General features: G+C 73.5%; 16 protein-coding genes. 4 read left to right on the plus strand and 12 right to left on the minus strand.

Annotated elements, in window-relative coordinates; all coding sequences use genetic code 11:
• Positions 1–4 precede the first annotated feature (4 nt).
• The gene (locus OFY01_RS16740) at positions 5–1,618 is read left to right on the plus strand and encodes a hypothetical protein (RefSeq protein WP_266600681.1); all 1,614 of its coding nucleotides are present in this window, start codon (positions 5–7) and stop codon (positions 1,616–1,618) included.
• A gap of 34 nt (positions 1,619–1,652) precedes the next feature.
• Here the strand turns inward: OFY01_RS16740 and OFY01_RS16745 are convergent, their stop codons facing one another.
• Together OFY01_RS16745 and OFY01_RS16750 are read right to left on the minus strand one after the other, a co-directional pair.
• Positions 1,653–2,411, minus strand: coding sequence for a sensor histidine kinase (locus OFY01_RS16745; protein ID WP_266600682.1), 759 nt, complete (start codon positions 2,409–2,411; stop codon positions 1,653–1,655).
• Between the two features lie 14 nt (positions 2,412–2,425).
• Complete coding sequence (locus tag OFY01_RS16750) at positions 2,426–3,205, minus strand: response regulator transcription factor (RefSeq protein ID WP_266600684.1); 780 nt, start codon at positions 3,203–3,205, stop codon at positions 2,426–2,428.
• A gap of 226 nt (positions 3,206–3,431) precedes the next feature.
• Here OFY01_RS16750 and OFY01_RS16755 point away from each other — a divergent pair, with 226 nt between their 5' ends.
• Complete coding sequence (locus tag OFY01_RS16755) at positions 3,432–4,454, plus strand: helix-turn-helix domain-containing protein (protein WP_266600686.1); 1,023 nt, start codon at positions 3,432–3,434, stop codon at positions 4,452–4,454.
• 212 nt (positions 4,455–4,666) lie between these two features.
• Positions 4,667–5,650: an AfsA-related hotdog domain-containing protein gene (locus OFY01_RS16760; RefSeq protein WP_266600688.1), complete on the plus strand. Its 984-nt coding sequence runs from the start codon at positions 4,667–4,669 to the stop codon at positions 5,648–5,650.
• 111 nt (positions 5,651–5,761) lie between these two features.
• Here OFY01_RS16760 and OFY01_RS16765 read toward each other — a convergent pair whose 3' ends face one another.
• From OFY01_RS16765 to OFY01_RS16795, 7 genes are all read right to left on the minus strand, one after another.
• Positions 5,762–6,616, minus strand: a complete 855-nt coding sequence (locus OFY01_RS16765; protein ID WP_266600690.1) for a 4'-phosphopantetheinyl transferase family protein — start codon at positions 6,614–6,616, stop codon at positions 5,762–5,764.
• Positions 6,613–6,879 (minus strand): acyl carrier protein, encoded by a 267-nt coding sequence (locus tag OFY01_RS16770; RefSeq protein WP_266600692.1) that lies wholly within the window; start codon positions 6,877–6,879, stop codon positions 6,613–6,615. Before OFY01_RS16770 ends, OFY01_RS16765 begins: the two co-directional genes overlap by 4 nt.
• Complete coding sequence (locus OFY01_RS16775; protein WP_266600694.1) at positions 6,860–8,896, minus strand: HAD-IIIC family phosphatase; 2,037 nt, start codon at positions 8,894–8,896, stop codon at positions 6,860–6,862. The genes OFY01_RS16770 and OFY01_RS16775 overlap by 20 nt, the downstream gene beginning before the upstream one ends.
• Complete coding sequence (locus OFY01_RS16780) at positions 8,893–9,963, minus strand: 3-oxoacyl-ACP synthase III family protein (RefSeq protein WP_266600696.1); 1,071 nt, start codon at positions 9,961–9,963, stop codon at positions 8,893–8,895. Before OFY01_RS16780 ends, OFY01_RS16775 begins: the two co-directional genes overlap by 4 nt.
• A complete protein-coding gene (locus tag OFY01_RS16785; protein WP_266600698.1) occupies positions 9,960–12,935 on the minus strand; it encodes a type I polyketide synthase in 2,976 nt (991 codons plus the stop codon). The genes OFY01_RS16780 and OFY01_RS16785 overlap by 4 nt, the downstream gene beginning before the upstream one ends.
• 102 nt (positions 12,936–13,037) lie before the next feature.
• Positions 13,038–14,774 carry an acyl-CoA dehydrogenase gene (locus tag OFY01_RS16790; protein ID WP_266600700.1) on the minus strand — a complete coding sequence of 579 codons (1,737 nt, stop codon included), beginning with the start codon at positions 14,772–14,774 and terminating at the stop codon, positions 13,038–13,040.
• Positions 14,771–16,573 carry a fatty acyl-AMP ligase gene (locus OFY01_RS16795; protein WP_266600702.1) on the minus strand — a complete coding sequence of 601 codons (1,803 nt, stop codon included), beginning with the start codon at positions 16,571–16,573 and terminating at the stop codon, positions 14,771–14,773. The genes OFY01_RS16790 and OFY01_RS16795 overlap by 4 nt, the downstream gene beginning before the upstream one ends.
• A 389-nt stretch (positions 16,574–16,962) precedes the next feature.
• On the opposite strand from OFY01_RS16795, the gene OFY01_RS16800 reads away from it, so the two are divergent.
• Positions 16,963–19,656 carry an AfsR/SARP family transcriptional regulator gene (locus OFY01_RS16800; protein ID WP_266600704.1) on the plus strand — a complete coding sequence of 898 codons (2,694 nt, stop codon included), beginning with the start codon at positions 16,963–16,965 and terminating at the stop codon, positions 19,654–19,656.
• 46 nt (positions 19,657–19,702) lie between these two features.
• Here OFY01_RS16800 and OFY01_RS16805 read toward each other — a convergent pair whose 3' ends face one another.
• From OFY01_RS16805 to qcrB, 3 genes are all read right to left on the minus strand, one after another.
• Positions 19,703–22,606: a helix-turn-helix transcriptional regulator gene (locus tag OFY01_RS16805; protein ID WP_266600705.1), complete on the minus strand. Its 2,904-nt coding sequence runs from the start codon at positions 22,604–22,606 to the stop codon at positions 19,703–19,705.
• Between the two features lie 167 nt (positions 22,607–22,773).
• Positions 22,774–23,133 (minus strand): DUF3099 domain-containing protein, encoded by a 360-nt coding sequence (locus OFY01_RS16810; protein WP_266600707.1) that lies wholly within the window; start codon positions 23,131–23,133, stop codon positions 22,774–22,776.
• A 126-nt stretch (positions 23,134–23,259) separates the two neighbouring features.
• Entirely contained in the window at positions 23,260–25,059 is a 1,800-nt protein-coding gene (qcrB, locus tag OFY01_RS16815; protein WP_266600709.1) for a cytochrome bc1 complex cytochrome b subunit, read from the minus strand.
• Between the last annotated feature and the right edge of the window lie 575 nt (positions 25,060–25,634).

Below are 25,634 nucleotides of genomic sequence, written 5' to 3' on the forward strand. Positions count from 1 at the left end.
GTACATGGCGGTGGAGTCCGGCACACGGCACGACGAGCGGGTGACGGGACGGGTGTGGACGATCCGGCTCGATCCCGACGGTCGCCCTTCCGCCGGCGCGGTCAAGCTCTCCTGCTCCCGACCGGCCTGCGCCGACCAGCGGTTCGCCACCGCCGCCGAGGCGCGCAGAGCCGCCGTCGGGCACGTCAACGCCCACCTGGCCCACGTCCGCGCGGGCGGCGGTCCGCGCGGCGGGGCGTGGTGTGCCTGCCGCGCCGCCGACTGCGGATGGCATGCCCCCGGCTCGTCCGCCGGACGCCGTGGCGCGGGGCCGCAGCCGGGGGCGGTGCGGTGCGGGGGGCCGGTCGTGCTGAGCGTGTACGCGGACCGTGCCGGGCGGCTGTGGCGGATCGCGGAGATGTGCGCGCGGTGTGCGGCCGCGACCCCTGACTGCCGTGTCCTGGACACCGCCGCCCCCGCGGCGCGTACCGCACCGGATGCGCGGGCGGCGGGCGGGCCGGCGGGCGGCACGGCGGCGGTGTTCTCCGACCGGGGCCCCTGCCCCGACGCGGACGCGGGCACGGACGCGGACGCGGTGGGCGCGTCGTCGGTGGGCGCGCCGGCGGCGGTTCCCCGTGCGCGGGGGCGGGCCGCCGCACCGGGAGCGGGGCCGCGGCCGGACAGGCGGCGCGGCGGGAAGATCGCCCAGCGGATCGTGCCGCACGACCTCGAGCCCGACGTGCTGCGCCTGGAACTCGTCGAGCTCGGGGACGCGTTCCGCGCCTACCAGCAGTGCCCCGAGCCCGACCTGGCGCTGCTGGCCACGCTCCACGACCGCAAGGCCCGCGCGTTTCGGCTGTGGGCCGACGTCTGCGGCGACCCGTCGCTGCGCCAGGAGGCCGACCGCGCCGAGAAGGCGGCCGAGACCACGCGCGAGATGCACGAGCACCGCGTCGGCCCCGTAGGCGGCCCGGCGGTGGAACGGCTGCTGAGCCGTGGTCAGGCCGCGCACGTACGGGACCTGCTCGGCCACATCGCCTCGCACGCCCCGAGCCCCGAGCCCGGAGTGCACCTCGCCGTCCTCATGCTCACCCTGCGGGCCGCGCGCTGCGGCAGCGGGAACATCACCGGACAGGACCTCACCGGCTGGCTCCAGGACGACGCCGAAGGCGTACTGCGGCAGCTGGCCGACGCCGACTGGCTGCGCATGCCGAGCACCTCCGAGGAGGTGATGGCCTCCAGGCCCGAGAACCCCACCGCCTTCACGGTGCCCAGCCTGCTGCCGGTGAGGCCCCATCCGTTCACCCTCGGCAAGAACAACCGCTCCAGGATCTCCGGCTGGGCCCAGAAGGTGGTCGGCGACCGCAAGCTCCGCAAGAAGAAGGCGGGCCCGGCGACCCGGCTGCTCGCCCTGTACACGGCCGCCCACACCCGCCCCGACGGCCGCCTGCGGCACGCCGGTCGGGACGGGCTCGGTATCGAGGAGGCCGCCGCGTTCTGTGCCGTGCCGCCCGAGGACGTACGCGTCCACGCCGACCTCCTGGTCGGCGCCGGGTGGCTCGCCGAGGCCGACGTCCGCGAGGGACGGGTGTGCGGACAGCTGGCCGAGCGGGTCCTGCCGCTGGGCGGACTGTTGTAGCTTCCGCGGCCGCGGCGATGCGCTGCCGTGCCGGTCAGGCCGCCACCGGCAGCACCGCGACGGCGAGCAGGCCCCCGCCGTCACGCGCGTCCAGTTCGAGGTGCCCGCCCGACGCGGTGAGCAGCGCCGCGGCGATGGTCAGCCCCAGGCCGGTGCCGCCGGGCTTGCGCGAGGACCCGCCGCGCCAGAACGGCTCACAGGCGCGGGCCATCTCCTCGCGGGTCATGCCGGGGCCCCGGTCGGCGACTTCGGTGCGGACCGTGGTGGCGGTACGGCGGACGGTGAGGTGGATGGCCGAGCCGTCGGGCGAGACGTGCAGGGCGTTGTCGAGGAGGACGTCGAGGGACTGCTCCAAGGCGCCGGGCACCTGCGTGGCCGTGCAGGCCAGGCCGTGCAGGACGAGCCGGACGTCGTGGGTGTCGGCCAGCGGCGACCACGCGTCGATGCTCCGGGCGGCGGCGCCGAGGGGGTCGACGTTCTCCGCGGGGCTCTCGCGGCGGTCGATCGAGCCCCAGGTCAGCAGCTGTTCGAGGATGCGGCCCAGGCGCTGTACCTCGGCGAGGATGCCGCGCACTTCGCGGCGGGCCTCGGTCTTGGACAGCTGGTCCTGCAAAAGCTCCAGGCGCAGCCGTATCGAGGCGAGCGGGCTGCGGACCTGGTGGGCCGCTGCCGCCGCGATGGCCGGGCCGTCGTGCGGTGGCAGATGCCGCGTCAGCGGGCCGGTGGGGGCCGGGGCGGGCGCGGGTGCCGTGTCGGTGGCGGGGGCGGTCGGCGCTTGGGTGGTGAGGGCCATGGCGGGGTTCCGTCTCAGACGAGCAGGGCCTGGGGCACGGCGAGGCGATAGCCGACACCGCGTACGGTCTCGATCCACTCGGTGTCGCCGAGCTTGGTGCGCAGGGAGCCGACGTGGACGTCGAGGGTGCGGGTGGAGCCGAACCAGTTCGCGTCCCAGACCTCGGTCATGATGTGGTGCCGCTCCCGCACCGTGCCGGGCTCTCGCATCAGCAGGGCGAGCAGGTCGAACTCCTTGCGTGTGGTGACCACTTCGGCCCCGTCGAGGAACACCCTGCGGGTCTTCGGGTCCAACCGCAGGGGGCCGGCGCGCAGTTGACCGTCGGCCGGGGCGGAAGCGGCCGGGCCGGCGGGCTCCTTTGGCGCTGTCGGCTCCTGCGCCGCCGCTGCCGCCCGCACGGGCCATGTGGCCTGCCGGGGTGCGCTCACGTGGTGGGGGCAGCCACGGGTGCGCCGGGTGACCGCCTCGATGCGGGCGACGAGCTCGTAGCGGCCCACGGGCTTGTCGACGAAGTCGTCGGCTCCCATGTGCAGCGCCATGACCCGGTCGAGTTCGTCGGTGCGCCCGCTGACGGTGATGATCGGGACGCAGGACTGTGCGCGGATACGCCGGCACACCTCGTGCCCTTCCAGGTCGGGCAGGCCCAGGTCGAGCAGGATGAGGGACGCACGGCCGAAGCGGTTCAGCGCCTCGGTGCCGGTGCGAGCCCGGTCGGTGTGGTGGCCGTGCGCCTTGAGGGTCTGCTCCAGCGCCTCGGCGACGCCGTCGTCGTCCTCGACGACCAGGATGTCCATCCGCCCCTCCCCCCTTCGGAGATGAGCTCGTCCTTCACACATGTGCCGGGCGGTTCGCCCCGCCCGTTCGGTCGGTCTCCGCCTTGCGACGCACCTCAGTCTGCGCCGCCGTGAAAGCCAATCCCAAGCGGCAAACGATGTCGTAAAGTTGCATGGCAACTAATTTCTGCAGAGGGGTGGCTGCAGCATGTCGGAAAGTTCCCTTTCTGACTACGATTTCGGCGGCTTGAGCGAAAAGGACGTCTGCGCCTATCGGGAGGCCGTGTACGCCGGCCGGTACGAATCCGCGGAGATCGCCGCACGCCTCGGCCTGACACCCGAGGAGGCCGAGCAGATCAAGGAGAACCTGCTGGCCGTGCGGCTGTTGTCCACCCTGCGGGGCGAGCAGGGCGGCCTCGTCCCGGTGAGCCCCGAAGCCGCGTCGGCGGACCTGGTGGGCCCGGCGGAGCAACAGATCCGGGAACTGCAGCAGTCCGTCTCCAAGGCGCGCGACGGCCTTCTCGCGCTGCTGCCCGACTATTTCGAGAGCCGTCGGCGCCGCAATCGCACGGAGGCCTTCGACGTCATCACCGACCTCGACGCGCTCGAGGCGCTCATGGAGGACTACGGCACACGGTGCCGCCACGAGGTGCTGAGCGTGCAGCCCGGCGGGCCCCGCCCGAGCCACCTCCTTGACGGGGCACGCCGCCGCGCCCTGGAGCGGCTCGACCGGGGCCTGCGGATCCAGCACCTGTACCAGCACACCGTCCGAGGAGACCTGGTCACCTCGGCGTACATCCGCGCGGTGTGCGCGGCCGGCGCGGAGGTGCGCACCACCGACCAACTGATAGACCGGATGGTCATCTACGACCGGGAGGCCGTCTTCCTGCCCGAGCAAGGGGTCGAGGGACGAACGCCCGGCGCGATCCTGGTGCGCGAACCCACCCTGGTCACGTTCCTGTGCAAGCTCTACGACCATCTGTGGACCAGGGCCTCGGTGTTCAATCCGGACGTGGCGGAGGCCGAGGACGCGGCGCACGTCGCCGACGACGTCAAGCGGTCGATGATCAAGCTCATGGCCCAGGGCCACAAGGACGAGATGGTGGCACGGCGACTGGGCATGTCGGTGCGCACCTGCCGCCGCCACATATCCGAGATCATGGAGGACCTGGACTCGGCGAGCCGCTTCCAGGCCGGGGTGAACGTCGTCCTGTCCGGAATGCTCGACGAGGCGACGTCCTCCGGCCCCCGGGACCCGGCCCGGCCCTGACGACCAGGGCGGCCTCCGCCGTCCCGGCAGGACGCCGCTGAGCAGAACACACCACCTCACCCGCCTGCCGCCCCGCCCGCCCCCGCACCCGCCCGGCGACGGCAGCTTGCTGACCTACAGGTTGTTACCAGCGCCCCACGGTGGCGACGGGACGCCGTGCGCGGCGAACCTGGTCCGGCACAGAACCGCGAGGAAGGGAAGGTGGTGACCGCGTGGGCGTCAGCGCCGAGGCCGCAGTGGCCGACGCACCGGCACGGAGGGGAACGCGCCGCCTGGTTCACCGGCTCAGGTCGTGGGAGCCCCTCGGCCTCGCCGAATCCCCGGACAGCGAGGAGGAGTTCGTCCTCAGCGACGACCTGCCGAGCTCGCATGTGCTGCTCTGCGACGGCCCGCACCGCTTCCACGATCTGCAGGCGGCCGCCGAAATGATCCGCGAGATCGGCGAGTTCATCGGGAAGACCCACTTCGGCGTACCGGTGGACCGCACCGGCGTCTTCTACCGCTTCGCCGTCGCGACCCGCGACGTGTCCTCGTGGCGGGCCACCGGCACCGGTCCCGCGCAGCTCACCCAGGTCCTGAAGGTGCGCCCGGAGAAGGTCATCGCCCAGGTGCCGCGCGCCCTGGAGTTCCGCACCTTTCTGCAGATCGGCGACGTCCCCTGCGGCGCGGGCACGGTGAACGTGGTGTTCCTGCCGCCGATGACACACAGCAACCACCGCCGCCACAGCCGCGCCCAGGCGCTGCGCGCGCCCGCGCGGACGGACGTGACCGGCGCGCCCGTGGACCCGGCCGAGGTGGGCCGGAGCCTGCCCGGCAACGTCCTGGTACACGGCCCCTGTGACCTCAGCGACGGACGGCTGTCCGTCGGCGTGCGGGTTCCCGCCGGCTGGCCGATGCCCGGCAGGGCGGCCGAGGGCCATGTGCCCGCCCTCGTCCAGCTGGAGACGCTGCGCCAGACGTCGCTGCTGGCCGTCGGCCGCGCGCACGGCCTGCGCCCCGAGCGCTGCACGCTGGCTTCCTTGAAGGTCCATTTCCGCGGCTACGCCGAGCCCGAGCTCGGCATGCGCTGCGCCGCGGTGGTGGGACTGTGCGGGCGCGACAGCGAGGGGCGCAGGCAGACGCCGGTCACCCTGACCCTCACCCAGGGGGGCCGGGCCGTCCTGGAGGCGGTCACCACCGTGGTCGAGGACTTCTGATGGCCAAGGACTCGTGATGACCGGAGTTCCGCGATGACGTCACCCCTGGCGGCACCCCCGACCTCACTCCCGACCTCACGCCCGCACTCACGCCCACACTCACTCCCGACCTCACGCCTTGTCCCGCAGCGACGCGTTGATCACGTCGACGGTCTCCGCGTCGAGCATGGTCGTGATCTCCGTGTCCAGGGTGCGGCCGAGCCCGGCGTCGTGCACGGCGGCGCTCACGACGAACAGGACGCCCCCGACGTCGAGCGAATAGGTGCGGAAGAACCACTCCGCGCCCACGCCCGGCGTCCCGTCGGGCCGGTTGACCCGCACGGGCTTGCCGTCCGGTCCGAAGCCGAACTCGCTGAAGCGGAACTGCATACCCTGCCCGATCGCCTTGCTGTATGCCTCCTTGAGCGTCCACAGGCGCAGCAGGCTGGGATTGCGCTCCTCGTCGGGCAGCCTCTCCAGATCGCGGCGCTCCTGCGGAGTACAGATGTGCTGGGCCAGTCCCTTGCGGTACAGCTGCCGGGAGGCGAGTTCGGCGTCCACGCCGATCAGGCCGCGCGAGGTCAGACCGACGAGCAAGAGGTCGTCGGTATGGCTGAGGCTGATGTCGATCTGGTCGCAGCCGCGCAGCGAGGGGCGCCCGGTGGGGCCGTACGCCAGCTCCACGTCCGACACGTCCGCGCGCAGTGCGGCGGCCGCCGCGTGTTTGAGCAGGCTTCGCGACGCGGCGTAGCGCTTGCGGATCTCGTCGTGCGCGATGTCGCGGTAGCGCGCCCAGTCCCGTCCGAGCACGGCGCGCAGCGCCCGCTCGTCGCCCTCGTCGGGGCGCCAGTCGGCGAGGCGGCCGTGCACCAGGGCGCTGCCGTGGTGGCGCAGGTCGGCCCGGACCCGGGCCCAGTCGGCGCCGGTGGCCGTCACCGCGACGGGCTCGCCGAGCTGGGGACAGGCGGCGCGGCCGGGGAGGATCACCGCTGACCTTCCGCGCCGCCGTCCGGCCCGAGCAGGGCGTGGATGCGACGGATGGTGCGTGCCTCGAGGAACGCGGGCAGTGCGAGCCGTCGGCCGGTGGCCTGCTCCACGAGCATGATCAGGCGCAGCAGGTTGACGGAGTCCCAGCCGTGCAGTTCGTCGAGGTCGGTGTCCACGTCCCGCTCCGTCACCTCGACTCCCAGGTCGTCGGTGAACAGCCCCAGGACGTCCGCCAGTCGCGGATCAGTGCTCAGAAGACTCATGTGTCGCCCCCTCCGTGGCGCGGTCCGTCGTCAGTACCGCCGATGCTGCTGCCCGCACCGCCCTGGCAGCCGGGTCCCCCAGACGCAGGTCGAGCGTGAGATGCCCGGGCACGGCGGGCAGGTCGGCCAGGTCATGGCGGAAGGTCTGCGTGCCCCGCGCGGCTCCGTGCGCGGCTCCGTTCGCCCAGAACCCCAGCGAGGGGTAGAAGGCGGCGGCGCGGGCGTTCTTGGGCGTGGGCCGGTAGCGGGCGTGCACCGCGGGCAGCCCGTCGTCCGCCGCGGCCCGCAGCACCGCGGCGACCACGCCCTGTTCCACACCGCGGGCGAGTACGCGGCAGCTGAGCAGGAAGGTGTCCAGGTGCAGGCCGTCGCTCGCGCGGCGGGCCAGCAGCGCGCCCACGAGCCCGTTGTCGCCGAAGCGGTCCGTGACGTGCACGGCGAGGACGAGCCGGTCCGGCGCGGCGGCGGCCGCGGCCACCGTCTGCTCGCTGACGCGCTCCCCGGTGAGGTTGAACTGATTGGTGCGCAAGGAGAGTTGCGCGATACGGGCCCACTCGTCGGGGCGCGGCGGCGCCAGCTCGACCCGCAGTCCCAGATCGCGCAGATACCTCTCGTACGAGCCGCTGCGCTGCCGCAGCGCGTGGCGGGCGGCCGTGTCGCGGTAGCGCGCGGTGCGCTCACGGTCGTCGGTGGTCAGGCGGGGCGTGGTGAACCAGCCGTCGGCCAGAAGACGCTCGACGTGCAGTGCGGGTTCGCCGGTCAGCGCCACCACGGCGGCCGCGGGCAGTCTCGCGCGGATCAGCGCCCGCTCGGCGGGGGTGTCGTCGGCGAGGACCATGCTCTCGGCTCCGATACCGAGAGCCTCGGCGACAGCGGCAAGATGGGTGTCCTTGGGCTCCCAACTGGCTTCCACGCGGACGAAGTCGGCCTCGCGCAGCGTCATGCCGGGGTGCTCGCGCAGCACGTCGAGCACGGCGTCCCGCTCGTTCCTGCTGCTGACGGCGAGCAGGACGCCCTGCGCGGCGAGCTGCTTCACCACCCGTTGCAGGGCCGTGTAGGGCTCGCCCCGCAGGTCCCCTCCGACGGCGATGCCCCGGGGCCCGTCGTCGCCGAGGACGCCGCCCCACAGGGTGTTGTCGAGATCGAGGACGAGGCACTTCTTGGCCATGCCGCGCCGGGCGCGCACGATGTGGCCGACCTCGCGGGCGTAGGCGGCCAGCAGTCCGACGCCGAAGGGTGCGCGGGCGTAGCGGGTCATCCGGGCGTCGGCGACCGGTCCGCCGGCGGCGATCAGCGGGTCGAGGTCGACGACGGCGACGTGCGGCTGGTCACTGGCCAGGCGCAGCAGTCGCGCGTTGAACTCCCGCCATGTCGCGCCGAGTTCCATGCGCCGACGCTCGTCGACGAGCTGGCGCAGGTGGTCGGTGAGCAGCGGCAGGGTGTTCAGGACCAGGGTGCCGTGGCCCGATGCGGCGTGGGCGGTGGTGATCGCACGGATCCGGTCGGTGAGGCGGGCGCATGCCTCGGTGACGTCAGCGGGGCCCCAGGGCAGCGGCAGCTCGTCGAAGACGGCGCCCGCGTCGAGGAGGCACAGCGTCACATCAGCTTCGACGGCGGCGAGTTCGCCTCCGGGTTCGGTCAGATCCCGCAGATAGGCGCCGTACTCGCCGATGACGGGGCGGGTGAGCAGTCCGTGCCGGGCCAGTTCGGCGGTGAGCGGAGCGGTCAGCTGGGCAAGGGTGCCGTGCCCGGTGATCACCGCGGTGATCAGGGGCACGTCGGGATGGCGGGCGAGGACGTCGCCGGTGTCCACGGTGGCGAGGAGATGCCCGCAGGCCGACAGGTCCGCGAGGACGTCGGCGTCGGCCCGGTCCCCGCTGTCGACGAGTTCGGCGAGCAGCGGCGGCACTGCGGGCCAGTCGGCGGCCAGGCGCCCCTCGGCCCGCAGTGCCCGCAGCCGCTCCAGGGGGCTGTGCGCGCCCTGTGGGGCCGGGCCGGGGTTGTGCGGTGCGGTCATGGGCTGGGCTCTCCTTCCGCGTCGCCTGCTGCGGCGAGACCCGAGGGCACCGCCTTCTCCAGGGCAAGCCCTCCCTTGATCCACTTGCTGGACTCGACGGTGATCGTCACAGCCCGCTCGCCGTGGGCGAGGTGCGGGACAAGCCGGTCGAGCTGGAGCAGCGGCAGGGCGTTGCCGGTGTTGCCGGTGTCGGCGACGCAGGACACCTCCCGCATCTCGGGCACCCCCAGATGGGCGGTGATCCTGGCGGTCATGCGGCCCGACAGCTGGGGCGGCAGCAGGAACTGCACGTCCTCGCGGCTCCAGCCGGTGGTGTCGAGCAGCTCCCAGAGGATCTCGGCGGCCATGGCCGGTACGTGGTCCTCGATGGCCTTGTAGTCCTCGCGCAGCATCTGCCGGTGCGGCGCGCGCCGCACCGGGCCGTTCCAGTCGACGATCTGGCCCGGGGCGCGGCCGAGCCCGACGAAGCGGTGGATGAGACCGCACACCCGTACGGCGTCGTCGAGCGCCTCGTCGGTGACCACGGCCGCTCCCGCTCCGTCACCGAACAGGACGTAGTTGACGAGCTCCTCGGTCGGCAGGCTCACGGCGTTGCGTCTGGCGTCCATGAAGCGGGCCGTGACGTCCCCGGCGAGAACGAGTCCGGCGCGGTGCCCGGCCGCGAGCAGCGAACGGCTCACGTCGAGGGCCTGCACCGCCCCCACACAGCCGGCCTGTAGCTGGTAGGTCGCCAGATGGTCGATGCCGAGGCGGTCGGCGACGTCGTTGACCGTGGAGGGCAGCAGCTGGTCGGGCGTCGCGGTGGTGAGGATCGCGAAGTCCAGGTCCTGGGCATCGAGTCCGGCCGCGGCAAGGGCGTGTGCGGCGGCCTCGGCGGCAAGGTCGGACAGGGTGTGGGTGGGCTCTCCGGTGGCCAGGTCCCAGGCGAAGTGCCGGGTGCGGGTGCCGACGAAGAGGTCGATCCACTCCTCGCTGATGCCGAATGCCTTGCCGAGGGCCGCGTTGTCGACCGGCTGCCCCGGCAGGGCGGCTCCGGTTCCGGCGATGTAGAAGGGGGTGGCGGTCATGTCGCGGCTCCTACGCTGATCCACTCGCCGAGGAACGCGGCGAGTGTGCCGACCGAGCGCAGCTCGGGCAGCAGTTGCGGGACGGTGATGCCGTCGGCCTGCGGCAGGCGGTTCTCGATCCGGTCCTTGAGCTGCATGATCATCACTGAGTCGAACCCGAGGTCCTCATAGAATCGGGTGACCGCGGTGACCTGTTCCGGCGGGTACTTGCCGACCTCGACGACCGCTTCGATGACGGCGTCGAGCACCGGGGAGCGGGCGGTGTCCCCGGACCCCGCGGAGCCTTCCGCGGCCTGCGTCCCGCTCGCGGGGTCCTCCCGTGCGGCGGTGGCGTCCGCCGCGGGTGGCGCGTCCTGCTCGTGCGGCGCCGTGGACGGCTGTGCGGGGCTGCGCCAGAAGCGGCTGTCGGTGGAGAACTGGTACGGGACGAGGCGTTCGTGGCGCCGCTGTTCGGGCGGGTACAGGCCGTCCCAGCGCGGCTCCAGTCCTGAGCGGTACAGCACGGCGAGCGCCTCGGCCAGGTCCCGTACGGTGGCCGCCGTTCCGGGGGCGGGGTGGATGAGCGGGACGCCGTCGGGCAGTTCGGCGCGGGCCGCGAGCGTGAGGAGCTGAGGCCGGGGGCCGATCTCGACGAGCGCGGTCGGTGCGAGGTCGGCGATCATCGCGGCGAACGCGTCGGCGAAGAGCACCGGCTCGACGGCCTGGTCGCGGAAGTAGGCGGCGTCCATCGGCTCGTCGGCGAGCAGGCGGCCGTAGCGGGTGGAGGCGACCGGCACCTCCGGCGCCCGGTAGGTCAGCCGGGCGGCGGCGTCGGTGAAGCGGTCCAGGGCCGGGGCCATCAGCGGGGAGTGGAAGGCGTGCGAGACGTGCAGGTGGCGCGCCCGCACGCCCTGTCCCGCCAGGCGTCGGGCGAGCGCGTCGAGCGCGTCACGCGGGCCGGATACAACGGTGTCGGCGGGCCCGTTGACGGCGGCGACGACCACTCCCGGCGCGTCCGTGAGCAGGGCGGCGAGCTCACTCGCGGCGGCACCCACCGCCAGCATGCCGCCGCCCGCGGGCAGTTCGTCCATGCAGCGGCCGCGCGCCGCGACCAGACGGGCCGCGTCCGTGAGGCTCAGGGCGCCCGCGACGGTGGCGGCGGCGATCTCCCCGAGGCTGTGCCCGATGACCACGTCGGGGGCGACGCCGAGTTCGCCCAGGGTCCCCGCCAGCGCGTACTGGACGGCGAACAGGGCGGGCTGCGCCCAGAGGGTGCGGTGGACGTCCGTGCTGCCGGAGAGGATCAGCTCCTTGATCGAGATGCCGAGTTCACCCGAGAGTGCGGCGTCGACGGCGTCCAGGTGGCTTCGGTACAGCGGCGACGTCCCGTACAGGCCCGCCGACATGCCCGGCTCCTGGACGCCCTGTCCGGTGAAGAGGAACCCGATGACCGGCGGGCGCCAGGCGCGGTCGGCGACACCCTCGGCCAGGCGCTCGTCGGCGGCGGCCGTGCGCAGGGCGGCGGCGAGCTCACCCGTGTCGCGGACGGTGAACGCGGCCCGGTAGGTCAGTCCCGTCTTGACTCGGTTGCTGGACCAGCACAGGGCCGCGGCGTCCCCGCGCGGGCGGCGCGCGACGGCGTCCGCGTGCGTGAGGAGGTTGCGGCGCAGGCCCCCCGGGGTGTCGGCGGAGACGGTGAACACCCCGCCGGACGCCGCACCGCCCCGCCGGACGGGGGCGCGCCGCACCCGCGGGGCGCTGGCGAGGACGGCGTGCGCGTTGGTGCCGCCCATGCCGAAGCTGCTGACGGCGGCCACGGACGGCCCGGCCTCCAGGCGCAGCGGGGACTTGAGAAGCCTCAGGCCCCGTTCGGCCAGCTTGAGCCGGGGGTTCTCCCGCGTCGCGAAGCGGCTCGCTGGCACGATCCGGTGGTGCAGCGCGAGCGCCACCTTGATGAGGCCGGCGATACCGGCGGCGCCCTCGGTGTGGCCGAGGTTGCCCTTCACCGAGCCGATGGCGCACGGCTGTTCCCGGGGTACGGCGTGCACCTCGCCGAGCGCGGCGCACTCGATGATGTCGCCGAGCACCGTGCCGGTGCCGTGCGCCTCGATGAACCGCACCTGATCGGGGGTGACGCCCGCCCTGCGGTACGCGGCGGCGATCACCTCCCGTTGCGACCACCGGCTGGGGGCGGTCACGCCGTTGCTGCGGCCGTCCTGGTTGACGGCGGTCCCCTTGATCACGGCGTAGACGCGCTGTTTGTCGGCGAGCGCGTCCGCGAGACGGCGCAGCACCACCACGCCGACCCCGTCGCTGCGCACGATGCCGTCGGCGTCGGCGCTGAACGGCTTGCACCGGCCGTCGGGCGCGGCCAGGCCCATCTGCCGGTAGACGAGACCGAGCGCCGGGGTGAGCACGAGGTTGGCGCCCGCGGCGAGCACGGTGTCGCACTCGCCCGACAGCAGGGAGGCGACCGCCAGGTGCACGGCCACCAGCGACGAGGAGCAGGCGGTGTCCACCGCGAGGCTCGGGCCCTTGAGGTCGAGGTGATAGGAGATGCGGTTCGCCGCCATGCCGGTGGCGCTGCCCGAGCCGAGCTGCGGGCTGACCCGAGCGTAGTTGCCCATGTGCAGCTGCGCCCACTCGCTGCTCATGGTGCCGACGAACACCCCGGTGTCGCTGCCGGCCAGCGTCCCCGGTGCGCGCCCCGAGTCCTCAAGGGCCCGCCAGGCGCTCTGCAGCAGCAGGCGCTGCTGCGGGTCCATGGCGGCCGCCTCGCGCGGCGGCACGGAGAAGAAGGCGTGGTCGAAGACATCGGGGTCGGCGAGGAAACCGCCCTGGACGCGGCCGTCGAAGCCGGGGCCCTGCCAGCGCCGGCGGGGCAGCGGGCCGATCGCGTCGCCGCCGCGCATCAGCAGGTCCCAGTACGCGTCGACTCCGGTCGCGGTCGCGAAGGCGCAGTCGAGTCCGACGACGGCGACGGCGCCGGTCATGAGTGCCCGGCCCCTTGGCGGGCCCCGGGGCGAGGCCGACTGGCTGCCGCAGGGCGCGGCGGGTCGAGCTGTGCCATGAGTGCGACTCCTTGGGTGTGCGGTTCAGTGCGGCAGCGGGGTGTTGTAGAGGTCGAAGCCGTGCCCGTCCCCGAAGCGGGCGAGGACCTCCTGGTGGACGCGGGCGGCCAGCTGGGGCGGCAGGTCGACGTCCCTGATGCCCAGGCGCTCCGCGATGCGGTGCAGCGCGCACGCCGCCCACGCCGGGTCGGCGAGGAACGGGTCGCGCAGCCCGTCGCTGGCACGCCACACGCCGAGCACCGCGGCGGCGGCGAGGACGAGGACGTATCGGTCGGTGAGGGCGAACCACGCCGTGGTCCGCGCGCCCGGCGCGCCCGGCGGCTGAAGGGCGAGCACCCGGCCCCGCAGATCGCGCAGTTCGGCCACGAACCGTTGGGCGAGCGCCCGCAGGGTCCGCTCCCCCACGGAACCGCCCGGCAGCGACGCGGCCGTGGCGAGCAGGGAGGCGCTGAGGCTGTCCCGGCCGCCGGCCGTGGCCAGCGCCCCGTACGAGAAGGGGGGCAGCGGCTCCGCGGGTCTGAACAGCGCCGCGGGCGCCTCCTCGCTCTTGAACCAGGAGGTGCGGGCCAGCGTGGTGAGCTGCGGGATGATCGTGGTCTGGCAGGCGACGGTGCCCGCGTGGCCGAGGCTGATGATCGGCACGTCCCGCACGATCTTCTGGAACACGCCGACGGTGCCGTCGCGGGCGTACAGCTGGGAGCCGAGCACGGTGGCCAGGTCGTAGGTGGTGTCCCGAAGGACCTTCGGCAGGAGCGACTTGATGGCCGCCGAGTACACACTGGTCTCGGTGGGCAGCAGGTGCAGCGCCCGTGTGGCGACCACCGCGAGGCTGTCGTACAGGAGCAGGTTGACGAACGCCTTGGTGAGCGTGGTGGCGGTGTTCTGCGGGTCGGCGGCGGCACCCGGGGCACGGGTCCGCTCGACGAGGACGGCGGTGCGCAGGCTGCTGTCGACGGCGGCCAGCACCAGGGCCGCCATCAGGGTCCGGCTGAGCTGGAAGGAGCGCTCCGCGGTGACGACGCCGCCGCCGGGCGGACCGAGGAGCGCTTCGCGGGGCACCGGGCAGTCCGTGAAGCGCGCCCCGGCCCAGAAGTAGCCGCGCAGTCCCACGGAGTCCGCGGGCGGGCGGCGGGTGATCCGGAAGCGGTCGGCGGGCAGCCCGCGAGGGTCGAGAAGGACCGTGGACAGCCCGTCGCCGTCCGGCGCGCCGCGGCCGAACAGCACGAGTGCGTCGGCCCGCTGGAGATTGTTGATGACGGGTTTCGCGCCGGTGATCCTCAGCTCCCTGTCGCCCGCGGCGAGCCGCACCTGGCTGCGGACGAAGTCGTTGGTGTGCGCGGTCTCGTGCTGCGCCATGGCCGCCTTGGAGCCGGTCAGCAGCAGCCGTGCCAGCCGGCGCTGCTGGTCGGGGGTGCCCCGCATCCACACGTCGGAGGCGGCCATGAACGTCGTCATGCCGTACCCCATGCCAAGGCCCACGTCGCGACGCCAGACGGGGCGCATCACGCGCAGCAGGGACTCGCAGGAGTCGAAGCGGCCGCCGAGCGCGCGGGGCACGAACTCGGCGTTCATGCCGAAGGAGTCGAGGACGTCCTCGGCTCCCTCGCACACGGTGGCGGCCCGGTCGGCGGCGAGCAGTCTGCGGTGGCCGGCGGGGTTGGCCCTGTCGGCCGGGTCGCCGAGCATCCGCTCGACGGTGGCGGCCCGGCGGCCCGCCGCCTGCGCTTCGAGCGGCGCCGTCGAAAGCAGGGCCTGGCTCACTTGGCGGCACCCCGGGACACCGGGTCGTCGGCACCGCCGCCCAGGAGCTCGTCGCCCAGCAGGGCCTGCCCCGGCCTGATCATCGTGCGCACGGCAGGGTCCAGCACCTCGTACAGTCCGGTGAGTTCACCGCTGAGGAACAGTCTGCGCATCAGGCTCCGCTGGATCTTGCCGCTGGTGGTGCGGTGCACCGTGCCGGGCCGAACCAGCACGACATTGCTCGCGGGTACCTCGAACTCCTTGCCGATGGCGGTCTGCACGCGGCGGGCCAGGGCACGCAGCCGCTCCCAGTCGGCGCTCTCGGCGCGCACCTCGTGCACCAGGACGAGCTGTTCGTGTCCGGCGTGCACGGTGAACACGGCGCCGCGCCCCGAGCCGAGCGCGCTGGACACCTCGCGCGTCGCCCACTCGACGTCCTGCGGGTAGAGGTTGCGGCCGTTGAGGATGATGACTTCCTTGAGCCGCCCGGTGACGTACAGCTGACCGTCGACGAGCGCTCCGAGGTCACCGGTGCGCAGGAACGTGCCCTGCGCTCCCGGGAGCCTGGCCTGGAAGGTGAGGGCGCTCTCCTGCGCCTGCCGCCAGTAGCCCTGGGCGACGCTGTCGCCGCGCAGCCAGATCTCACCGACGTGGCCGGGCGCCACCTCGCGCCGCGCGTCGTCCACGATCCGCACCTCGTACTCGTCCGCGGTGCCGCTGCTGACCAGCTCCCGCGCCGGCGCGCCGGGCCGCGGCGGCCGCAGCTCGTTGTGCTCGAGCCCTTCGACGTCGACGGTGCGCCGCCGCCAGGGGCTGCCGGGCACGCCGCCGCTGACACACAGCGTCGACTCGGCGAGCCCGTAGGCGGGGAACACCGCCTCGGGGCGAAGGCCGCAGGGCGCGAAGCGCGCCGCGAAGGCGTCCAGGGTCTCGGGACGGATCGGCTCGGCACCGTTGAGGGCGACGCGCCAGCGCGACAGGTCCAGGCCCTCGGCCTGCTCATCGGTGACGCGCCGGACGCACAGGTCGTACGCGAAGTTCGGCCCGCTCGCGATCGTCGCCCCGTAGGCGTCGATGGTGCTCAGCCAGCGCACCGGGCGCTTGATGAACGACCGCGCCGGCATCTGCACCGTGAGGGCGCCGAGCCACAGGGGGTGCAGCAGGTGCGCGATGAGGCCCAGGTCGTGGTAGTGCGGCAGCCAGGTCACGAAGCGGTCCTGGGGCGTGGAGCGCACGACGCGCCTGAACGCTCGCTGGTTGGCCAGGAGATTGCGGTGGGAGACCATCACGCCCCGCGGCTGCGAGGTCGATCCGGAGGTGTACTGGAGGAACGCCAGGTCGTCCGGACGCAGGTCGGGCATGGTCCACTGCCCGGGGTCGACGCCCTCGTCGGTGTCGGTGGCCAGGCACACCGCGCTCCCGCGGCCGGACATGGCGAGCCACAGCGAGACCTCGGGCGCGTTGGCGGAGTCGGTCAGGATCAGTTCGGCGCCGGTGTCCCGGATGATGCCCGTCACCCGGCGCAGCCGCTCCTGGCGCTGGTGAGGCAAGGGGGCGGGAACCGCGATCGCACCCGCGTACAGGCATCCCAAGAAGGCCCTGAGGAACTCCTGCCCCGACGGGTACAGCAACAGCACCGGGCGGCCCCGGGCGCCGCGCCGGGCCAGGCGCACCGCGATGGTGCGCGCCGCCGCGTCGAGCCCGGCGTAGGTGAGGTGCTGGGCCTCCTGACTCTGGTCGTCCGGCACGAAGACGTGGGCGTCCTGATGGGCGAGCGCACGCCCCTGTTCGACGACGCACTCCGTGAACGTGGAAAACATGTCGGTCAACGTCAGCCCCCTCGGCACGCTCGGGACGGCGGCCGGGCACCACAGCATCCACGCCCGCGCCGACGTCTGGCATCGTTGACCGCTGGGCTAAAGAGAACCTTGCGGCCGGTGTGCGCGAAAGGTCCCCGTTTGCCGACCGCACCCGTGTCCGACCGCTCGCGCCGCGGGTCGACTCAGGGGTGGGCCTGTCCGAAATCGGGGTGGCGCCGACTCTATGGTGGGCCCCGCAATGCGCCCGGGGGGCCTGGGGCGCTGTGCCTGCGCACTCTCACGCCGCGCACCCGCCCGCCAGGTCCGGTGCCTTGGGGAGCATGTCCCCGGGCCGCGCCAACCAACGAGGCGGGAGCCGTATGCGATTCAGAGTGCTTGGCCCGCTGGAGGTGAACACAGCGGCTGACGCCAGGACGGTGACACCGAGCGCCGCCAAGGTCCGCGTGGTGCTCGCGACGCTCCTGGTGCGCTCCAACGAAGTGGTCTCGGTGGACGGCCTCATCGACGAACTGTGGGGCGAGGACCCTCCGCGCACCGCCATGACCACCCTGCAGGTCTACGTGTCGCAGCTGCGCAAGCTCCTCGGCGACGTGGAACCGGAGTTCGGGCGCGAGGCACTGCTGACCCGTCCCCCCGGCTATCTGCTGCGCGTCGACCCCGACCAGCTGGACCTCGCCGTCTTCGAGAAGCTGCACCGCGACGGGCGTGAGGCGATGGAGCACGGCGACGCGGCGGGCGCCGCCGACCTGCAGCGCAGGGCCCTGGCCCTGTGGCGCGGCCCGCTGCTGTCCGACACCCCGCACGGCAGCCTCCTGCACAACATGGCCGTGCGGCTCACCGAGGTGCGCAACGCCGCCCTGGAACAGCGGATGCGGGCCGAGCTCCAGCTCGGCCACCACCAGGAGCTGCTCGGTGAACTACAGTCGCTCACCGACGAGTTGCCGATGCACGAGGAGTTCCACGCCCATCTGATGGTCGCCCTGTACCGCACCGGGCGCCAGGCCGACGCGCTGCGCACCTTCAGCAAGCTGCGCCGCACTCTCGTCGACGAGCTGGCCATCGAGCCGGGCAGGCGCCTGCAGCAGTTGCACAGCCGCATACTGACCGGCGACGTGAGCCTGCTGTCGCCCTCGGGGCAGCGGGCGGCCCGCCGGCCCGCGGCGGTGGCCACGGCCTCCGCGAGCCGCGCCGCGTCCGTCGATCGTCTCCCCTCCGTGGATCCGCTGTTCACCGGGCGCGAGGCGCAGATCGAGCGGCTGGTGGGCTGGCTGCGCGACCTGCCCGGCGGCTGCGCCCAGGTGAGCGGCCCCGCGGGCGTCGGCAAGACGGCGCTCGCCGTGGCCGCGGCCCACCGCCTCCACGACGTGTTCCCCGACGGCCGCGCCCTGGTGTCCCTCGATTCCGGCGACGGCACCGTGCTCGGGCCCACGCAGGTTCTGACGCGGGTGGCGCGCGCGCTCGGCGGCACCGGCGAACTGCCCCACTCCGCCGACGAACTGCTGAGCCTGATACGGGCCTCGACCGACGGACGGTGTGTGCTCCTGATCCTCGACGGCGTCGCTGATGCCGCCCAGGTACGCCCTCTGCTGCCCCTCGCGAGCGGCTGCGCCGCTCTGATCACGTGTCGTCCCGCACTGCCGGGGCTGGGCGGTCACGCGCTGCCCCTCGACGCCCTGTCGCCGACGGACGCCCGGCAGTTGCTGTGCGCCGCCGGGCAGCCGCTCGCCGCGGTGCCCGCCGACTCCCCGTCCCCGCGGGCGGCAGGCCCGTCGGGCGAACACCAGGACGGCGAGCAGGCCGAGCCGGACGTCTTGGCCGGGCCGGACGCGCTGGTCGACGAGCGGCCCGAGGACTTCCTGTCCGAACTGGCCGAGCTGTGCGGGCGCTGGCCCGCGGCACTGCGCGGCGTCGCCGCCCACCTGGCCACCCACCCGCACCTGAGTCCGGGCGAACTCGCCGCCCGGCTGCGTCCCGAGGCGACACGTCTGGACGCGTTGCGCGAGAGCGACAGCACCTGTCACAGGGCGCTCCATGACGTGTTCGACCGCGCGCCCGAGCCGGTGCGCCGCGCGGCACGGCTGCTGAGCCTGCTGCCCCCGGAGCCCTTCACCGCGTCGGCCGCCGCGTCGGTCCTCAGCGCCCGCCCGCAGGAGGCCGAGCGCACGCTGGCCGCCCTGACCGCGGCGGGGCTGCTGAGCCCGCACCCGGAAGGCCGCGGCTACCACTTCCCGGTGCTGCTGCGCCTGTTGGCCGCCGACCGGCGCCGGGCGGAGGAACCGGCCCTGTGGGTCCGCGCGGCTCTCTCCCGGCTCAGCGCCGCCGCGGCCGACCGGGCCGAGACGGCGCAGCGCGTGGCCCGCATGGACGGCCTGCACCCGCTCGACTGGTTCACGCGCCGCGAGGAATCCCTGGTCAGCCTGGTCGAGCAGACCTTCGAGGCGGGCCTTTGGGCACAGACCGTACGCCTGGTCGACTCGATGACCGTCTTCTTCGAGGCTCTCGCCGCATGGGAACCCTGGCGGCACACCCACTCCCTGGCCCTCGACGCGGCCGAGCGCCTGGGCGACGCGTCGGCGCGCGCCCGGCTCCTTCGCTCCCTGGGCGACCTGGCCTGGCAGCGCCGTCGCCCGGACGACGCCCGCGCGTTCTACGAGCGTGCCCTGGACGCGTGCGGCCCCTCGGCCACTGCCGAGCGCGGCCGCGCGCTCGCGGGACTCGCGGACGTCCACCTGGAGGCGGGTGGCGGCGAACAGGCCGCCCGGCTCGTCACCGCCACCCTCGAAGAGGCGCCGCAGGACGTCCGCGGCTGTTACGAGTCCCGCCGCGTGCTCGCCCTGCTCGCCCAGGAGGCACGAAGCACCGGCACGGCACGCCGGCACTTCCAGGAGTGTCTGGCCCTCGCGGGAGTCCTCGGCGACCGTCGTCTCGAGGCGTACACCCGGCGCTGTCTGGACCGCCTGGACGGCGCGGCGCCGCACCCCGAGTGGGCCGAGGTCCGCCCCGGCGTGTGGCGCGCCTTCGCCGTGAGCCCCGTGACCCCACCGTCACCGGGGAGGACGTCGGCCGAGGCCACGGCCGGTTGACGGCGCACCACGTCAACCCGTGGCCGCACCCCGGAGGCGACCGCGCTCACGCGGACCCGCGGGTGCAGGGCGCTTCGTGCCGCGCGCGCCGCTCGGCGTCGTCCAGGCGCAGGTCCATCGGGAGCTCGTGTCGGCGGGAGATGTTCAACTTCCGGTAGACGCAGGTCAGGTGCTGCTCGACGGTACTCACGGTGATGTACAGCTTCGCGGAGATCTCCCGGTTGGTGTAGCCGAGGGCGGCGAGCGAGGCGACGCGACGCTCGGAGTCGGTGAGCTGCCGGACGGGCTCCTCCGCCGGGGCCGCGGGGCGCTGGGCCATGGCGCGGCGATCACCGTGCCGGTCTGCGGGCCGGTTCCCGTCTGCGGGCCCGTGTCGGTCTGCGGGCCCGTGCCCGTCTGCGGGCCCGTGTCGGTCTGCGGGCCCGTGCCCGTCTCCCTGCTTGTCTCCCTTCCCGTGTCCGTGTCCGTGTCCGGGCAGGATCCGCTCGCACAGTGCCTCCGCGCCGCAGTCGGCCGCCAGTTGCCATGCGCGCCGGGCGATGGTCCCGGCCCGCCTGCCCTCCCCCACGAGCTGCAGGGCGCGAGCGAGGTCAGCCAGGGCCAGGGCGTGCTCCAACCGGTCGCCGCAGTCGCGCAGCTCCTTCACGGCGCTGCTGAGCAGCCGGGGGCGCTCGGCGGGCGGCGCGGTGGCCGCGAGGACCCGCAGGCTCACGCCGCGCACCCGGGGGCCGCGCGCGTCCGGCAGGGCCAGTTGCTCGTTCACCAGGCGTTCCGCTCGCCGGTGTGCGCCCAGCCGCACCAGCGCCTGGGCGGCGTCCGTGCGCCACGGCAGCTGCCGCGGCCGGTCCAGGGCCCAGCTCCGCGCGAGCTCCCCGGCATCCAGGAACTCCGCGAGCGCGGCGTGGTAGCGGTGGGTCGCCAGGTAGTAGAGCCCGCGGGCCCGCAGGTGGTCCAGGGCGTACACGCTGGTGAACAGTTCCCGCGGTGCGGGCGGTTCGAGGCGTCGCGCGGCCTCGTCGTAGTGGCCCATCGCGGACAGGGCGGTGATCTCGGCCGCCAGGATCCCGAACAGGAGAAGACCGGCACGGCCCTCCCCAGCGGTGGCGGCGGCAGCCGCTTCGCGCCGCGCCCCCCTCAAGTCGCCCAGGCGCAGCAGGGCTTGGGCGTGCAGCAGTCCCAGCGAGGCGTACCACCCCGGGGCCCTGCCCCGGTCGGCCTCGGCCTGCAGCTTCTGACACCACACCACGGCCCGGTCGCCGCGGTCGTCGTGCACCAGGGCGCGCAGGGCCTGCACGAGGAGGTCGAAGGTGCTGTGGGTCAGCGGGGTGTCCTTGAGCGGCAGTTCCACCGCGCTCTCGCCGTCGCCGCGCAACGCCGGCAGCCACAGGGTGTCGGCGACCCGCGCCACCGTCGCGGCACAAGCGCCCCGCGCGGACGACGTGCCCAGGACAGCCTGTCCATCCGCCGCGGCGGGGGGTGCGAGCAGTGCGCGCAGCGGGTCCTCCCCCGGCGCGCCCGCGGCGCGCTGTCGTTCGGCCTGCTCCAGCGCCTCGGCAGCCTGCCCGATCCGGCCCTGGGTGAGCAGGAGCCGGGCCAGGAGCCCGCACGCGTCCTGCGGCAACTCGCCCGCGCGCAGCGCGGCCAGCGGCTCGGCGAGGTGACGCTCGGCCGCGGACGGGTCGGTGCGCCGTACCACGGAGGCGAGCCACAGGGCGATGCGATGACGCTCGGCGGGCTCCCGGCTCACCCGGGCCGCGAGGGTCAGACAGTCGACGGCGTAGCCACTGTCGTCGTCGAGGAGCGCCTGCCGGGCGGCTTCGGCCAGCACGGGCGCCGCCCAGCCAAGACCGAGGCGCTTTTCCTTCTCGGGCGACTGCCGCGCGCGCAGCAGCTGGTGGGCGACGGCGCCCGCCTTCTCCCCGCACTCGTGCAGTATCCGAGCGGCCCGCAGATGCCAATCGGCGCGCTCGTCGGGTTCCATGGCGCCGAGCACCGCGGCGGCGAGGGCCGGGTGCCGCAGCCGCAAGCCCGAACTCAGTCCGGTCTCGTCCAGCACGTCCAGCGCTTCGCCCACACCGGACGGTGTCATCCTGGCGAGAGCGGCGACTCGCTCACCGGTGGCGTCCTCGCCCAGGACGGCGAGGGCGACGGCGGCGGTACGCGCCGGTGCCCCGCCGCGCCGCAGACAAGTGGCCGCTGCCTGCGCGAACGGGCCGTCGCTCGCGAGCTCCGGCCGCTTGCCGGCACCGGCGTCCGGGCCCGACGCCAGGTGCTCGGACAGCGCCGCCTTGAGCAGGAGGGGATTGCCCCCGGTGATCCGGTGGAGCCGGAGCGCCTGTTCAGCGGGCATCCGGCCGCCACTGGCGCGGGCCAGCAGTTCCGCGCTCCCCCGCGCGTCGAGGCGGCCCACCCTCAACCGGACGAACCCGTCGTGCCGCAGGAGCTCGGTGTGGGCCTCGGGCCCGGCCGGGCCGTCGGCTCCGCACGTACGCCCCAGCGCGAGGAGCAGCGGCGCGTCGGACACCGTGCTGCTCAGATGCAGCAGATAGGCCAGGGACGGCCCGTCGGTCGCCTGCAGATCATCCACGCAGACCACGACGGTGGTGTCCTCGGCGGCCTCCCGCAGCGCGTCGGCGAACTCCTGGAGGGACGGCAGGGGCGGGTCCTGGTTCGGGTCCTGGCGCGGGTCCTGGGAGGGCACGGGACGACGCGGCAGCCCGTGCAGCAACTGCCGCAGTACGCCGTGCCGGAGCCCTGTCGCCTCGGCGGACCCGGCGGCGTGCAGGACGAGCGCCCCGCTGCGCCGTGCGTGCTGCTCCAGGCGCGACAGCAGCGACGTCTTGCCGCATCCGGCTGCCCCCTCGATGAGGGCGACCACCGTTTCGCCGCCGCCGCAACGCGCCAGCGCGGCCTCCAGTCCGCTCAACTGCGCCTCTCGGTTCAGAAGCACTGCCCCGCCTCCCTGGATCATGCCTCCACTGTCCAGAACAGACGGGTATGAATGAACTGTCCGCCGGTGACCACTAGTTGCGCGACAACAACTGCCGGGACACGGCTGGGGCGGCTCGGGGCAAAGGCGGGCGACGGGCTCGGGCCGGGAAGGCCCGCTGGTGTTCCTCAGGCCGCCTTGTCCCGCTCCGGCGGCAGGATCAGGGTTCCTTCGAGCACGACGCGGGCCGGGGCGGGTTCGGGCCGGACCACGCGTACCGCGTGGCGGACCCCCCGCTGGCGCCCCCAATGGGCCTGGGCCACGACCACGGCGACGTACGGGATGACGACCGCGCCGGCCAGGGCGCAGCCGGCCACGACCGGCCAGTGGTTCCATGTCGCGGCCATCAGCACCACGCAGGCGGTGCGCACCAGCATCGCCATGAGGTAGCGGCGCTGGCGGCCGCGCACGTCGTGGCTGAGGCCGGTGCGGGCGCGGGTGATGGACTCGGCCGGGGGTGTGCCCCGGCGCCGGAGGGCCCTGCTCATGGTGTCTCCCTGCGTCGGTCGGGCCGTACGCCGGTGGGAGCCGGGAACGACAGCGGCGCGGGCGACCGTCCCCTGATCGCCCGCGCCACTCGTCTCCCGCCCGGCCCTGTGCGTCGTACCGCCGGGTCAGAGCAGTTCCTGGTCCGGCTCCCGTCCCTCGGTGGCGGAGCGCTGGGCGCCGATGCCCGCGCGGCCGTCTGCGGAGCCGTGGCCGTTCGCGGAGCCGTGGCCGTTCGCGGAGACCCGGCCACCCGCGGGACCGTGGCCGTTGGCCGAGCCGTTGAGGGCGGCGTGGCCGCCCGCGTGGGCGAGGTGGGACACGGCCTCCCGCATCTGCTCCTCGGTCGGCTTCGCGATCTGGTTGCCGTACAGCCAGCGGCTGAGGCGGTAGCGCAGCACCTTCTTGCGGCGGTCCGGGTCGGGTGTCCCGTCGGGGTCCGTGAGAGGCGCCGGCAGGGGCTCGTACGCCTGGCGGGTCAGGAGCGTGTACTCGCGCTCGCGGTCCAGGCGTGCGTGCACCTCGATGAACTCGCCGTGCGGCAGCCGGCGGATGCGTCCGGTCTCGCGGCCGTGCAGCAGCTTGTCGCGGTCGCGCCGTTGCAGAGCCAGACAGATCCGCCGGGTGACGAAGTACACCACCGCCGGGACCACGAAGAAGCAGATCCGCACGGACCAGGTGATCTGGTTCAGCGACAGGTGGAACTTCTCGGCCAGGACGTCGTTGGCGCCGCCGAAGAACAGCACCAGGTAGAGGGAGACGAAGGCGATGCCGAACGCCGTCCGCGTGGGATGGTCCCGCGGCTTGTCCAGGAGGTGGTGCTCGCTGCGGTCACCGGTGACCCATGCCTCAAGGAACGGCCACAGGGCCATCACCGCCATCATCAGCGTGGGCAGGACGACGGCGGGAAGCAGGACACCGAGGTTGATCGTGTGGCCCGCGACGACGAACTCCCAGGACGGCATGGCCCGCAGGGCGCCTTCGAGGAAGCCCATGTACCAGTCGGGCTGCGAGCCCTGGGAGATCTGGTCGGGGCGGTAGGGGCCGAACAGCCAGATCGGGTTGATCTGCGCGATGCCCGCCATCAGCGAGAGCGTCCCGGCGATGATGAAGAAGAAGCCGCCGGCCTTGGCCGTGTAGTGCGGGAACAGCGGCTGGCCGACGACGTTGTCCTCGGTGCGGGCCACACCCCGGAACTGGGTGTGCTTGTGGTAGACGACCAGGATCAGGTGGACGGTCAGCAGCGCCACGACGATGCCCGGGATGAGCAGGATGTGGAAGCTGTAGAACCGGCCGATCACGTCGTGGCCGGGGAACTGGCCGCCGAACAGGAACATCGTCAGGTACGTTCCGACCAGCGGGATGGCCAGCGTGACGCCCTCGGCGATGCGCAGGCCGGTGCCGGAGAGCAGGTCGTCGGGGAGCGAGTACCCGACGAATCCCTCCAGGGTGACCATGACCAGCAGCGTGAAGCCGAACAGCCAGTTGACCTCGCGCGGCTTGCGGAACGAGCCGGTGAGGAAGTGCCGCAGCATGTGCAGGCACAGCGCACCGATCATGGTCAGGGCCGCCCAGTGGTGCAGCTGGCGGATGAACAGACCGCCGCGGACGTCGAAGCTGATGTGCACGGCGGAGCCGTATGCCTGCGACATCCGGATGCCCTGGAGCGGCACGTACGAGCCGTGGTAGACCGTCTCCGACATGCCGGGGTTGAAGAAGAACGTCAGCCAGATCCCGGTCAGGAGCAGGATGACGAAGCTGTAGAGCGCGATCTCCCCGAACATGAAGGACCAGTGCTCGGGAAACACCTTCCGGATCAGGAACCGGAAGTTGTAGACCCCGAGCCGCCCGTCCGTCCAGTCGGCGAGGCGCTCGCCCTTGGGCGCCTCGGTGCGAGCATCCGGTGGCACTGTTTCGGTCGTGCTCATACCCGCGCACCCTCCCCTCGCCGCTCGGCCGTCACCGGCACATCCCGACCGGCCGACGAACGGTCGACGGTCGAGGTGGCCTGCCGCGGCGCAAGCAGACCCGTGCCTTCGAGCAGCTGGAACGCTATCGACGGGCGATACGGACCGACAACTGCCCTCAAGTGGAAGTACTGGCTCAACTCAAGTGATTCTTGAGCGAGTTTCGAATGACGAGATCGGATTCCGGATCTCTTGTGACTCAACTCGGCTTGTTTCACAGATGCGTTGCTCGTTGAACACGAGTACGCAGCTTGCAACTCGACGCTTTTGGACGCCGGTTGATCTGCCTTTGTCATGTCTGCAGAGTAGGCCCGCCGACTCTGCGCCTGCGACCGGGCATGCCCTGGGCCGGGGTGGTTCAGGGCCGTCGGTCCGGGTCGAAGACCGGTGTCACGGCCGGCCACTGGGCCGAGGAGCCGGTGGCGGGCCGCCAGCGGGCGGATCCGGTGGAGACGCCGATGGCGGGCCGGTCCGAGGCGGCGGTGCGGCGCCTGCGGGCGCCCTGACCGTGGGTCGTGCTGGGCGGGGCCGCCGCG

Source organism: Streptomyces beihaiensis (genome assembly GCF_026274175.1).
In the GTDB taxonomy this organism is placed as follows: Bacteria; Actinomycetota; Actinomycetes; order Streptomycetales; family Streptomycetaceae; genus Streptomyces; species Streptomyces beihaiensis.